Genomic DNA, 12679 nt, shown 5'->3' on the forward strand with positions numbered 1-12679 from the left:
TCAGCCTGCCTTGCTGATCGCGCTCTCGATCGCGGCCAGCGCAGCCTCCGCCTTGGAGCCGTCGGGACCGCCGGCCTGGGCCATGTCGGGACGGCCGCCGCCGCCCTTGCCGCCGAGCGCCTCGGACGCAGCCCGCACGAGGTCGACCGCATTGAAACGCGAAGTGAGATCGGCGGTGACGCCGACCACGACCCCGGCCTTGCCGTCCTCCGAGGTCGCGACGAGCGCGACCACGCCGGAGCCGAGCTGCTTCTTGGCGTCGTCGGCCAGCGACTTCAGATCCTTCATCTCGATGCCGGTGACCGCGCGCGCCATCAGCTTCACGCCGCCGACGTCGCGGACGCCGGCAGCAGGCGAGCCATTGCCGATCGAGGTGCCGCTGCCCATCGCGAGCTTCTTGCGCGCATCCGACAGCTCGCGCTCCAGCTTCTTGCGCTCCTCCATCAGCGCGGTGATGCGCGCCGGCACGTCCTCGACCGTGGTGCGCAGCTCGGCCGCCGCCGCCTTGGCGAGCGAGAGATTGTGGTTGGCATGCGCCCGCGCGCCGCGCGCCGTCAGCGCCTCGATGCGGCGGACGCCGGACGCCACCGCGCTCTCCGAGGTGACCGCGATCAGGCCGATGTCGCCGGTGCGCCTGACATGGGTGCCGCCGCACAGCTCGACCGACCAGCCCATGGCGTTATTGCCGTGATCACGCGCGGCGTTGCCCATCGAGACGACGCGGACCTCGTCGCCATATTTCTCGCCGAACAGCGCGCGGGCGCCGGCCTCGCGGGCGTCGTCGAGCCCCATCAGCCGGGTCGTGACCTCGGCATTCTCGAGCACGACGTCGTTGGCGATGTCCTCGACGCGGGCGAGCTCATCCGGGGTGATCGGCTTCGGATGGACGAAGTCGAAGCGCAGGCGGTCCGGAGAGACCAGCGAGCCGCGCTGGGCGATGTGGTCGCCGAGCACCTGGCGCAGCGCCTCGTGCAGGATGTGGGTCGCCGAGTGGTTGGCGCGGATCGCCGAGCGCCTGGTGTGGTCGACGTCGAGCTGCAGCGCCGCGCCGAGCTTGAGCGTGCCCTGCTCCACGGTGCCGATGTGCGCGAACAGGTCGCCGGCCTTCTTCTGGGTGTCGGTGATGCGCACGCGGACGCCGTCGCCGGTCATGAGGCCGGTGTCGCCGACCTGGCCGCCGGACTCGCCGTAGAACGGGGTCTGGTTCAGGACGATGACGCCGCTCTCGCCGGCCTTGAGGCTGTCGACCTCGGCGCCGTTCTTGACCAGCGCGGTGACCGCGCCCTCCGCGGTCTCGGTCTCATAGCCGAGGAACTCGGTGGCGCCGAGCTTTTCGCGCAGCGGGAACCAGACGGTCTCGGTCGCAGCCTCGCCGCTTCCGGCCCAGGCCGCGCGCGCCTTGGCACGCTGGCGGTCCATGGCGTCGGTGAAGGAAGCCTGGTCGACGCTGATGCCGCGCGACTTCAGCGCGTCCTGGGTGAGATCGAGCGGGAAGCCGTAGGTGTCGTACAGCGTGAAGGCGACGTCGCCGTCGAACATGTCGCCCTTCGAGAGCGAGGCCGACTTCTCGTCGAGGATGGCCAGCCCGCGCTCCAGCGTCTTGCGGAAGCGGGTCTCTTCGAGCCGCAGCGTCTCCTTGATGAGCGCCTCGGCGCGGATCAGCTCCGGATAGGCCTGGCCCATCTCGCGCGAGAGCGTGCCGACCAGCTTGTGCATCAAGGGCTCGCGGGCACCGAGCAACTGCGCGTGGCGCATCGCGCGGCGCATGATCCGGCGCAGCACATAGCCGCGGCCCTCGTTCGAGGGCAGCACGCCGTCCGAGATCAGGAACGACGAGGCGCGCAAATGGTCGGCGATGACGCGGAGCGACGCCTTCTGCGGGCCCTGCGGGTCGGCATTGGTGAGGTCGGCGATGGCGCGGATCAGGGCGACGAACAGGTCGATGTCGTAATTGTCGTGCTTGCCCTGCAGCACCGCGGCAACGCGCTCCAGGCCGGCGCCGGTGTCGATCGACGGCTTCGGCAGCGGATTGCGGACCCCGCCTTCGAGCTGCTCGTATTGCATGAACACGAGGTTCCAGATCTCGATGAAGCGATCGCCATCGGCCTCCGGCGAGCCGGGCGGGCCGCCCCAGATCTTGTCGCCGTGGTCGTAGAAGATCTCCGAGCACGGGCCGCACGGGCCGGTGTCGCCCATCTGCCAGAAATTGTCCGAGCCGGCGATGCGGATGATGCGCGATTCCGGCAGGCCCGCGATCTTCTTCCAGAGCCCGAACGCTTCGTCGTCATCGATGTAGACGGTCGCGGTCAGCTTGTCCTTCGGGAGGCCGAACTCCTTGGTGACGAGCTTCCAGGCGAGCTCGATGGCGTTCTCCTTGAAATAGTCGCCGAAGGAGAAGTTGCCGAGCATCTCGAAGAAGGTGTGGTGCCGGGCGGTGTAGCCGACATTGTCGAGATCGTTGTGCTTGCCGCCGGCGCGCACGCATTTCTGCGACGTCGTGGCGCGGTTGTAGGGCCGCTTCTCGACGCCGGTGAAGACGTTCTTGAACTGCACCATGCCGGCGTTCGTGAACATCAGGGTCGGGTCGTTGCGCGGCACGAGCGGCGAGGACGGCACGATCTCGTGGCCGTTCGCAGCGAAGAAATTGAGGAAGGTCGACCTGATCTCGTTGACGCCGCTCATAGCAATCCAATCGAAGAAGTCCGGGAATTCGGCGGCAATGCTTTTAGACAAGGCAACTTCGCGTGTCCAGAAACTGTGCAGAAACATCATGGGCTTGCTGCACGGCTCCTAAAGCTGGTTGAAAGCCGCCGTGACGCGTTGACAGCTTGCGCGGGCTGGTGTTTGGTCCCAGACATAGACGACAGTCGCGTCGGGAGAGACTGGCCTTTTGAGGTTCTGGTTGAACGTCAAGGGTCGGCGCCGAAGGAGCAACCGCCCCGGAAACTCTCAGGCAAAAGGACCCTCGCGACTGATACTGCATCTGGAAAGAGACGCTTGTCCGGTTTTGACCGGGACGCGTCCGCCGACGGGATAATACTCTCAGGCACAGCGACAGATGGGGCTTCGGTGGCGTTTTTCGGGACTGGTCCCGAGGAACCGCGCGAGGACCCCTGATCGATGGCTGAACCGGCTGCCTCCCCTTTTTTGAAGCGAACGCCGCTCCATGCGCTGCACGTCAGCCTTGGCGGCAAGATGGTGCCCTTCGCGGGCTATGAGATGCCGGTGCAGTACGCGCCCGGCGTGCTCAAGGAACACCTCCATACCCGCAGCGCGGCCGGACTGTTCGACGTGTCCCACATGGGCCAGGTCGCGCTGGTGCCGAAATCCGGCAAAGTCGCCGACGCCGCAGCCGCGCTCGAGCGGCTGGTGCCTCAGGACGTCATCGGCATTCCCCCGGGCCGGCAGCGCTATGCCCAGTTCACCAGCGCCGACGGCGGCATCCTCGACGACCTGATGGTGGCGAATTTCGGCGAGCACCTGGTGCTGGTGGTCAACGCCGCCTGCAAGGACGCCGACATCGAGCTGCTGCGCGACGGGCTGTCCGACGTCTGCGAGGTGCAGCCGCTGAACGACCGGGCACTCCTGGCGTTGCAGGGGCCGAAGGCCGCGAGCGTGCTGGCAAAATTCTGCGCTGATGCCGAGGGCATGCGTTTCATGGATTCCGGCCCGCGCACGGTCGACGGGCTCGCCTGCTACGTCTCGCGCTCCGGCTACACCGGCGAGGACGGCTACGAGATCTCCGTTCCCGCCGCCAAGGCCGAGCAGCTCGCCGAAGCGCTGCTGTCGGACAAGGACGTGCTGCCGATCGGACTGGGCGCCCGCGACAGCCTGCGGCTCGAGGCCGGGCTCTGTCTCTATGGCCACGACATCGACACGGCGACGACCCCGGTCGAGGCCGCGCTGGAGTGGTCGGTGCAGAAGGTCCGCCGCAGCGGTGGCGCGCGCGCCGGCGGCTTCCCCGGCGCTGACAAGATCCTTGCCCAGTTCGATGGCGGTGCGACACGCCGCCGCGTCGGCTTGAGGCCCGAGGGCCGCGCGCCGGTGCGCGAGGGAGCTGCGCTGTTCGCGTCGGCCGATTCAGCCGAGCCGGTCGGCCAGGTCACCTCTGGTGGCTTCGGCCCGACGCTGAATGCTCCGGTCGCGATGGGTTACGTGCCGACCACTCTCTCTGCGCTCGACACCCCATTGTTCGCCGATGTGCGCGGCCAACGCCTGCCGCTGCGCGTCGCCGCCATGCCCTTCGTTCCCAACACCTACAAGCGCTGAAGGACGTCCATGACCACGCTTTACACCTCCGACCATGAATGGCTCAGCATCGATGGCGACACAGCCACCATTGGCATCACCGACTATGCGCAGGCCCAGCTCGGCGACGTCGTGTTCGTGGAGCTGCCGCAGGTCGGCCGCGCGCTGAAGAAGTCGGAAGCCGCCGCGGTGGTCGAATCGGTCAAGGCCGCCTCGGACGTCTACGCGCCGATCACCGGCGAGGTGGTCGAGGTCAACCAGGCGATCGTCGACGAGCCGGCGCTCGTCAACACCGACGCCGGCGGCAAGGCCTGGTTCTTCAAGCTCAAGATCGCCGACCGGGGCGAACTCGGCGGCCTGATGGATGAGGCCGCCTACAAGGCGCATACGGCGTGAGACGTGCGGTGCGGCGACACTCACCACTGTCATCGCCCGGCTCGAGGGGGCGATCCAGTACGCCGCGCTCTCTCCGCCTGATCTCACCATCGATGTTTACTGGATGCCCCGCCGTCGCGGGGCATGACGAGGCATAGAGGATTTGCTCATGACCACGCCGCTCAAGCCGCTCGATGATGCCGCCACCAGCTTCGCCCGCCGCCATATCGGTCCCTCGCCGCGCGACGTCGCGGCGATGCTGGAGACCGTCGGCGCCAAGAGCGTGGCGGAGCTGATGGCGCAGACGCTACCCGGCACGATCCGGCAGACGGCGCCGCTCACCCTCGAGCCGGCGCTGAGCGAGCCCGAAGCATTGTCACACATGCGCGCACTCGCCGCACGGAATCAGGTCTTCACCTCGCTGATCGGCCAGGGATATTCCGGCACGCTCATGCCGGCGGTGATCCAGCGCAACATCCTGGAGAACCCGGCTTGGTACACGGCCTACACTCCCTATCAGCCGGAGATCAGCCAGGGCCGGCTGGAGGCGCTATTCAACTTCCAGACCATGATCTGCGATCTCACCGGGCTCGACGTCGCCAACGCCTCGCTGCTCGACGAGGCCACGGCGGCGGCGGAAGCGATGGCTCTGGCCGAGCGTTCGGCGCGGGCGAAGACCAAGGCGTTCTTCGTCGATCGGAACGTGCATCCGCAGACGCTGGCGGTGCTGCGCACCCGCGCGGAGCCGCTCGGCTGGCAGCTGATCGTCGGCGACCCCGCCGAGGATCTGGACGGCACCGAGGTGTTCGGCGGCCTGCTGCAATATCCGGACACGACGGGCGCGCTGCGCGATCCGCGCGCCGCGATTGCCAAGCTGCATGACAAGGGCGCGCTCGCGATCCTCGCCGCCGACCTGCTGGCGGTGACCGTGATTGCCTCGCCGGGGGAACTCGGCGCCGACATCGCGATCGGCTCGGCGCAGCGCTTCGGCGTGCCGATGGGCTATGGCGGACCGCATGCGGCCTACATGGCGGTGCGCGATGCGCTGAAGCGGTCGCTGCCCGGCCGCATCGTCGGCCTCTCCGTCGATTCACGCGGGGCTCCCGCCTATCGGCTGGCGCTGCAGACCCGCGAGCAGCACATCCGCCGCGAGAAGGCGACCTCGAACATCTGCACGGCGCAGGTGCTGCTGGCGGTGATTGCCGCGATGTACGCGGTCTATCATGGCCCCGACGGGCTGAAGGCGATCGCCCGCACCGCGCATCGGCGGACCGCGGTGCTGGCTGCAGGGCTGCGCAAGCTCGGCTTTGCGCCGGAAAGCGAGGCCTTCTTCGACACGGTCACCGTCGAGGCCGGCGCCAAGTCCGAGTCGATCATCGCCCGCGCGGAAGGCGAGCGGATCAATCTCGGGCGCGACGGCAGCAGGCTGCGGATCGCGCTCGATGAGACCACGACGGCCGATGTCGTCGAAGCCGTCTGGCGCGCTTTCGGCGGCGAGCTCTCCTACACGACGATCGAGGCGGAAGCGCGCGAGGCTCTGCCGGCCGAGCTCAAGCGGCAGCGGCCGTTCCTGACCCATCCGGTGTTCCACGCGCATCGCTCCGAGACCGAGATGCTGCGCTATCTGCGCAAGCTCGCGGACCGCGACCTCGCGCTCGATCGCGCGATGATTCCGCTCGGCTCCTGCACGATGAAGCTGAACGCGACGACCGAGATGATTCCACTGACGTGGCCGGAATTCGCCAGCCTGCACCCGTTCGTGCCGCGCGCGCAGGCCGCCGGCTATCATACGATGTTCGCCGATCTGACCGACTGGTTGTGCCGGATCTCCGGCTATGACGCGGTGTCGCTGCAGCCGAACTCGGGCGCGCAGGGCGAATATGCCGGCCTCCTGGCGATCCGCGGCTACTACGCCGCCCGCGGCGAGGGCCATCGCACCATCTGCCTGATTCCTTCCTCCGCCCACGGCACCAACCCGGCCTCGGCGCACATGGCCGGCATGGAGGTGGTCGTGGTCGGCTGCGATGCAGGCGGCAATGTCGATCTCGCCGATCTCAAGGCCAAGGCGGAAGCGCATAGCGCCAAGCTCGCCGCCATCATGATCACCTATCCCTCGACGCATGGCGTGTTCGAGGAGCACATCCGCGACATCTGCGACATCGTCCATGCCCACGGCGGACAGGTCTATCTCGACGGCGCCAACCTCAATGCGCAGGTCGGCCTCGCCAGACCCGGCGATTACGGCGCCGATGTCAGCCATTTCAACCTGCACAAGACCTTCTGCATTCCGCATGGCGGCGGCGGCCCGGGCATGGGCCCGATCGGCGTGAAGGCGCATCTGGCGCCCTTCCTGCCCGGTCACCCTGCGACCGACGGCGCGAGCGCGCATCCGATCGGGCCGGTCTCGGCCGCCCCCTACGGCTCGGCCTCGATCCTGACCATCTCCTACATCTACATGCTGCTGATGGGCGGCGACGGCCTGACCCGCGCCACCGAGATTGCGATCCTCAACGCCAACTACGTCGCGGCGCGGCTCGATGCGCATTTTCCGGTGCTCTACCGCAACGAGCGCGGCCGCGTCGCGCATGAATGCATCATCGACCCGCGGCCGCTCAAGCAGAGCAGCGGCGTCACCGTCGACGACATCGCCAAGCGGCTGATCGACTACGGCTTCCACGCGCCGACCATGAGCTTCCCGGTGGCGGGCACCTTGATGATCGAGCCGACGGAATCGGAGTCCAAGGCGGAGCTCGACCGCTTCTGCGACGCCATGATCGCGATCCGGAAGGAGATCGCCGAGGTCGAACAGGGCCGCTTCGGAATCGAGGCCTCGCCGCTGCGCCACGCGCCGCACACGGTGCACGACATCGCCGACGACGATTGGAACAGGGCCTACCGGCGCAGCGAGGGCTGCTTCCCCGCGGGCACCTCGCGCACCGACAAGTACTGGTGTCCGGTCGGCCGCGTCGACAACGTCTACGGCGACCGCAATCTGGTGTGCTCATGCCCGCCGGTGGCGGACTACGCCCAGGCGGCGGAGTAAGCCTCCTCACGCATGTTCCAGTGGATCGGGCGCCACGGCTCGCGACAATCAATGACGTGAGGCGTGTCGGGATCCGGAGCGATGAGCACCGCATGCCAACGCCAGAGATTGGCGTTGATCAATTCGGTGCCGCCCCACCAGCGCCGGATCGGATTATGGCTGCTGAAATCCTCCTCGCCGGCCAGGATCGCCTTGCCGAGCGGCGTCAGCGACAGCGTGCTCGCCTTGTAGCGCTCGAGGCGTTCACGGCTGTCGTGCATCTCGACCGAGAACGGCCGTTCGGCGAGGCCCGAAATTGCCGGCGCCGGCGCCAGTGCCAGACCGTCGAGCAACGCGCCTCCCTCCCAATAGTCATAGACGCGGCGTTGAAAGCGATCCCGATGATGCGGCAACAGGTCGAATGGGTGCTGATAGCCGGCTGACAGCAATTCGAGGATTCTCAGCTCCGATGCTCCCAGGCCCGTCGCAACACCAGGAAGCTCATCGAGCATCTCCTGCAAGCAGCGGCGAAGCTGCGGCAGTGCACTGAGATCCTGCTTCAACAGATCGAACCAGGCTTGCGGCGTGGGCGCCCGAAACGCCTGCCATGCCAGATGGCCCAAATCGAGATGCTCACGCGCAAGCTCTACGCCGGCAATGGCCCGACCGGCGAGTCGCCCGGCCGGGGCATCGGATAGCGGGACATCGACATGCCGCAATACGATCTTCGTCGCGATCTCCGCGTGATGGCGCAGATAGTCCAAGAGCCAGATCAGCACCAACTGGTCGTTCGGACGGGTCCCCATCCACAGCTCGACGCTATCGCAACGGTCGACAAGTTCGAGAAAACTCTGACTCCGCCCGCCGACCGCCATGAAGTCGCCACGCGAGGCGAAATCCAACCAATGCCCGCGCTTCGGTCGCGCGGTGCGCTGGACGAGATAAGCCGATAACTCGGCATCTGATGGCAACGGTCCCCATACGAAACGATGGAGAATTGGCACCACTAGGTCGGCAAAGCCGCCTCTCCGAAGCGCTCCGGCGCTGGGATCATCGGCCGCTAGAATCAAACGCGTCATGCTGTTGGCTCCGGCACGACCTGATTGGCTCAAGACGCTATCAACACGCTCGCGATCGGCTCCCGGCGCCCAGGACTGGCGTCGGAAATGTCGGTGCCGCCGCGCGGATCCGGTCCGCTCGTCCGCGCGCACGCATTCGATTATTCGCGCTGAAGATCGTATCCGGCGCTCGGAAACTCAGGCTCACTGCATTCGGTCATGCAGCAACCGCAGATTTCGGCAGAACACCACACATCTGCAAACGGGCGCCGGAACGTCGGCAACGCAACGTCCACGGCACCCGCCGCCGTCTTACCTCTACTCCTCCGTCGGCTCCTCGCCGTCGGCGTCGGCGTCGCGCTCGGCGTTGCCGGCCAGGATCTGCTCGGCGATCAGGCCGGAGTTCTGGCGGATCGCGGCTTCGATCTTGGCGGTCATGTCCGGATTGGCCTTGAGGAACGATTTCGAATTCTCACGTCCCTGCCCGAGACGCTGGCTATCGTAGGAGAACCAGGCGCCGGACTTCTCGACGATGCCGGCCTTTACGCCGAGATCGAGGATCTCGCCCATCTTGGAGACGCCCTCGCCATACATGATGTCGAACTCGACCTGCTTGAACGGCGGCGCCAGCTTGTTCTTCACCACCTTCACACGGGTGGAATTGCCGATCACCTCGTCGCGCTCCTTGATCGCGCCGATGCGGCGGATGTCGAGGCGGACCGAGGCATAGAACTTCAGCGCATTGCCGCCGGTGGTGGTCTCCGGCGAGCCGTACATCACACCGATCTTCATGCGGATCTGGTTGATGAAGATCACCATCGTGTTGGACTTGTTGATCGAGGCCGTCAGCTTGCGCAGCGCCTGGCTCATCAGGCGGGCCTGCAGGCCCGGCAGCGACTCGCCCATCTCGCCTTCGAGCTCGGCCTTCGGCACCAGCGCCGCCACGGAGTCGACCACCAGCACGTCGACCGCACCGGAACGCACCAGGGTGTCGCAGATCTCCAGCGCCTGCTCACCCGTATCCGGCTGCGAGATCAGAAGCTCGTCGATGTTCACGCCGAGCTTGCGCGCATACACCGGATCGAGCGCATGCTCGGCATCGATGAAGGCGCAGATGCCGCCCTTCTTCTGCGCTTCCGCCACCGTGTGCAGCGCCAGCGTGGTCTTGCCCGAGGATTCCGGCCCGTAGATCTCGACGATGCGGCCCTTCGGCAGACCGCCGATGCCGAGCGCGATGTCGAGCCCGAGCGAGCCGCTGGACACCGTATCGACATCCATCGAACGGTCGTTCTTGCCCAGCTTCATCACCGAGCCCTTGCCGAACTGACGCTCGATCTGGGACAGCGCAGCGGAGAGCGCCTTACTCTTATCCATGGAGGAACCTTCGACGATACGCAGGGCGGTGGCGGACATTGGCGCTCCTTATGGCGGGGATTCGCGGGATGGACAAACGGTTAACGAGGTCGGCCAGCAATCTTGAGGTGAATGTACTCCATCCGTTCTTTGTTCGCAATATGTTCTTCTCGACATTCACACCTCTCTTTCACAAACCCCTGACAACCCGCGGGAGACACGCCTGCCGCTCGAGGGCCGAGGGCCGGCGCGCGGTGCACCGCGCACCAGCGAGGGAGCGCTGCCCGATCAGCGCGCCCGGAAGCGAAGTACGGCATGCGGGATGCTGGATGACGGCGACTGCGAAGGGATCCCGATCCGGCTGGAGGCGGAAGCCATGCGCGCGAACGGCGCGGCCGCCGACCGGTGATCGCGCGGACTACGACCAGCCTGCGCGAGCGCTCCAACCTCGCTTTCCACGCCTGCGGCATACACAAAATCAATTATAAGTAGTTATTGTCGTCTCGGCCGTGCCCTATCATCCTGCTGGTCCTTCTCTCTGAGCCTCGCAGACCGCTTCCAATTTTCGGAACCAGCATGACCGGATCCAACAACGAACAGACCCTCACGCTGTGGCGCCCTGTCGGCCCAAAGGAGCTTGCCTTGATCGAGGCGTCGGGCATGCGTGCGTTTCCGCCGCGCCTTCCGGAGCAGCCGATCTTCTACCCGGTGCTGACCGAGGACTATGCCGTGAAGATCGCACGGGACTGGAACGTGCCGGCGAGCGGCGCCGGCCACGTGCTGCGCTTTGCGATCCTGCGAGGCTTCATCGACACCTACGAGGTGCGCGAGGCCGGCGGCCGCAAGCATCGCGAGTACTGGATTCCCAGCGAAGACCTCGCCGACTTCAACGCCGCAATCGTTGGACCGATCGTGCTTGTCAGGTCTTTTCCTTGAAACTACCAACTCCTACACGCGTGCGTAGATCGCACATTCCGTGGTTCTCCTGAGAGGAACGAAGTTCCATCGCCTCTTCTGCTTTTGTTCGGCTCGTCGTGCGTGCAGGCGCACGATTTCGATGCAGACGCGCAGCCGCGCGCAAGCGGCGGCCGGCCATCAGGTTCCGCATCACGTGGCGTGCAAGCACTCGACGGCCACCATATGACGGACGACAGATGAAGCGACGAACCTCGGACGCCCCCGTGTCGGACCCTGCCCAAGAATGCGTTAGCGCGCCATTGGCGCGGCTCCTCATGCCGGCCCGAGGAATGGCCCGGAAAAAACCCGCGTGATCCGCATCACGCGCGCCGGCGCTCACGACATCTTCAAGCCACAAACCATTGTCATAAACTTTGGGTTGCGTTATAGAATCGTGGTTGTCGTACGTCTGAGCAGATTTTTGATCAGCCCCGGATTTGTTTGTTCGTTGCGATGATGGTCGCCGCACATCGTCTAGTTTATCGCCTTTGGTGTGCCGTCGACCGATCCCTTGCAGCCTGTCAGCTCCCGCACTTGCAGGCTCCGTCACACGTAGGCGCACGGCCCTGAAACCATCCGCGCCGAAAGAAAGCCCCGGACGACGTCCGGGGCTTTCGACGTTGATAGCTCCGCTCGGGATGCATCTCCCTCCGTCATTGTCGTGATGTCGGGGAACGGATCGCGTGCGTTGCGCTTCATATTGGCGATGACAACAAATGACGTGACGTGCCCGTCCTGCAGGGCCGGCCTTCAAAGGATCGAGCTTCACTCGCAGCAAGACGCCGCGGGAGAGAGGCGTTGTCCGGCCTGCGATGAACTCTTGGAAATGGTCGACGGCGCGACGCAGATCGCCTACCGACTGACAGCCGTGCCGGAACGGATCTTCGACCACAGCCAGGTGCGCGTCCCACGGCGGCCGATCGAGATTGCAACCTTGATCTGACGCAAGGCACGCCTACAGATTTCGCACTAATTTAATCGTGTCACTGCCGAACTGCCCTCGCTGGGAAGCTACGACGTTGACGCCGAGCCTCGGACCGCAGCGGTCCGAGGCTCATTCGTTGGCCCGCGATTCGTCCGGTTGCGCCGCACATCACCCATGGCAATCAGCCTAACGGAAGCGAACAGCGCGACCGACCGTATTTTACCGGAATTGATCCGAGTGGGTTTTGCGCTTCCATTTGTGGTGCGTACATCAAACCCAGCGGCCTGGGGCGGTCAGGGCTCACCGGTTTTGGCAATGCCGCTCTATTTCTTTCGTATCCGCAACGGCCACTTCTCAGGCGCGTCCGAGTATGGGACCGAGTGCGCCGACCGCAACGCAGCCTGGAAAGAGATGACCACCGTCTGCGCCGACATGGCCAGCAGCATCTCGCGCAAGCTCGCCGAAAACTCCGAATGGCAGATGGAGCTGCTCGACGAGGCAAGGCAGCCGGTCTTCCGCATCCGGATCGTCGCCGAGTCGCTGGATCAGGCCTGACGGCTCGCCACACATCTTATGGATCGTCATCGGCGAAAACCGCCACCGAAGATTGTGGCCAGCGAGGTTGACTGCTCTTCATTTCGGCAGCCGAACTTGATCGAGATCAAAATGCCTGTCTGCATCTTGGCAGACATTTAAATTTGTATGGGTAATCTGATCTTCAAATGTCCGCGAACGGGGATG

Annotated in this window: 8 protein-coding genes and 1 riboswitch; of the genes, 5 read left to right on the forward strand and 3 right to left on the reverse strand. The window is 65.6% G+C overall.

Features of this window, described 5'->3' with window-relative positions:
- Positions 1 to 2682, reverse strand: coding sequence for an alanine--tRNA ligase (gene alaS / locus QW863_RS18705; RefSeq protein ID WP_315716195.1), 2682 nt, complete (start codon positions 2680 to 2682; stop codon positions 1 to 3).
- Between the two features lie 181 nt (positions 2683 to 2863).
- Positions 2864 to 2975, forward strand: a riboswitch (glycine riboswitch).
- Positions 2976 to 3120: 145 nt separating this feature from the next.
- Here alaS and gcvT point away from each other — a divergent pair.
- From gcvT to gcvP, 3 genes are all read left to right on the forward strand, one after another.
- A complete protein-coding gene (gene gcvT / locus QW863_RS18710; protein ID WP_315716068.1) occupies positions 3121 to 4269 on the forward strand; it encodes a glycine cleavage system aminomethyltransferase GcvT in 1149 nt (382 codons plus the stop codon).
- Positions 4270 to 4278: 9 nt separating this feature from the next.
- Positions 4279 to 4644 (forward strand): glycine cleavage system protein GcvH, encoded by a 366-nt coding sequence (gcvH, locus tag QW863_RS18715; RefSeq protein ID WP_315716067.1) that lies wholly within the window; start codon positions 4279 to 4281, stop codon positions 4642 to 4644.
- Positions 4645 to 4792: 148 nt separating this feature from the next.
- The gene (gcvP, locus tag QW863_RS18720; protein WP_315716066.1) at positions 4793 to 7666 is read left to right on the forward strand and encodes an aminomethyl-transferring glycine dehydrogenase; all 2874 of its coding nucleotides are present in this window, start codon (positions 4793 to 4795) and stop codon (positions 7664 to 7666) included.
- On the opposite strand, the gene QW863_RS18725 is transcribed toward gcvP, so the two are convergent.
- Together QW863_RS18725 and recA are read right to left on the reverse strand one after the other, a co-directional pair.
- Positions 7645 to 8724 (reverse strand): DUF1835 domain-containing protein, encoded by a 1080-nt coding sequence (locus QW863_RS18725; RefSeq protein WP_315716065.1) that lies wholly within the window; start codon positions 8722 to 8724, stop codon positions 7645 to 7647. The genes gcvP and QW863_RS18725 overlap by 22 nt on opposite strands.
- A 297-nt stretch (positions 8725 to 9021) precedes the next feature.
- Positions 9022 to 10116 carry a recombinase RecA gene (gene recA / locus QW863_RS18730; RefSeq protein WP_315716064.1) on the reverse strand — a complete coding sequence of 365 codons (1095 nt, stop codon included), beginning with the start codon at positions 10114 to 10116 and terminating at the stop codon, positions 9022 to 9024.
- A 582-nt stretch (positions 10117 to 10698) separates the two neighbouring features.
- Here recA and QW863_RS18735 point away from each other — a divergent pair.
- Together QW863_RS18735 and QW863_RS18740 are read left to right on the forward strand one after the other, a co-directional pair.
- Positions 10699 to 10992, forward strand: a complete 294-nt coding sequence (locus QW863_RS18735) for a hypothetical protein (protein ID WP_315716194.1) — start codon at positions 10699 to 10701, stop codon at positions 10990 to 10992.
- Positions 10993 to 12253: 1261 nt separating this feature from the next.
- Positions 12254 to 12493 carry a DUF6894 family protein gene (locus QW863_RS18740; RefSeq protein WP_012045383.1) on the forward strand — a complete coding sequence of 80 codons (240 nt, stop codon included), beginning with the start codon at positions 12254 to 12256 and terminating at the stop codon, positions 12491 to 12493.
- Positions 12494 to 12679: the final 186 nt, after the last annotated feature.

This window comes from Bradyrhizobium sp. SZCCHNR1017 (genome assembly GCF_032381375.1).
Classification (GTDB): domain Bacteria; phylum Pseudomonadota; class Alphaproteobacteria; order Rhizobiales; family Xanthobacteraceae; genus Bradyrhizobium.

What these genes read in the sequence shown, in the direction of transcription:
- alaS (WP_315716195.1), bottom strand. Translation starts at nt 2,682, where the DNA reads ATGAGCGGCGTCAACGAGATCAGGTCGACCTTCCTCAATTTCTTCGCT.
- gcvT (WP_315716068.1), top strand. Translation starts at nt 3,121, where the DNA reads ATGGCTGAACCGGCTGCCTCCCCTTTTTTGAAGCGAACGCCGCTCCAT.
- gcvH (WP_315716067.1), top strand. Translation starts at nt 4,279, where the DNA reads ATGACCACGCTTTACACCTCCGACCATGAATGGCTCAGCATCGATGGC.
- gcvP (WP_315716066.1), top strand. Translation starts at nt 4,793, where the DNA reads ATGACCACGCCGCTCAAGCCGCTCGATGATGCCGCCACCAGCTTCGCC.
- QW863_RS18725 (WP_315716065.1), bottom strand. Translation starts at nt 8,724, where the DNA reads ATGACGCGTTTGATTCTAGCGGCCGATGATCCCAGCGCCGGAGCGCTT.
- recA (WP_315716064.1), bottom strand. Translation starts at nt 10,116, where the DNA reads ATGTCCGCCACCGCCCTGCGTATCGTCGAAGGTTCCTCCATGGATAAG.
- QW863_RS18740 (WP_012045383.1), top strand. Translation starts at nt 12,254, where the DNA reads ATGCCGCTCTATTTCTTTCGTATCCGCAACGGCCACTTCTCAGGCGCG.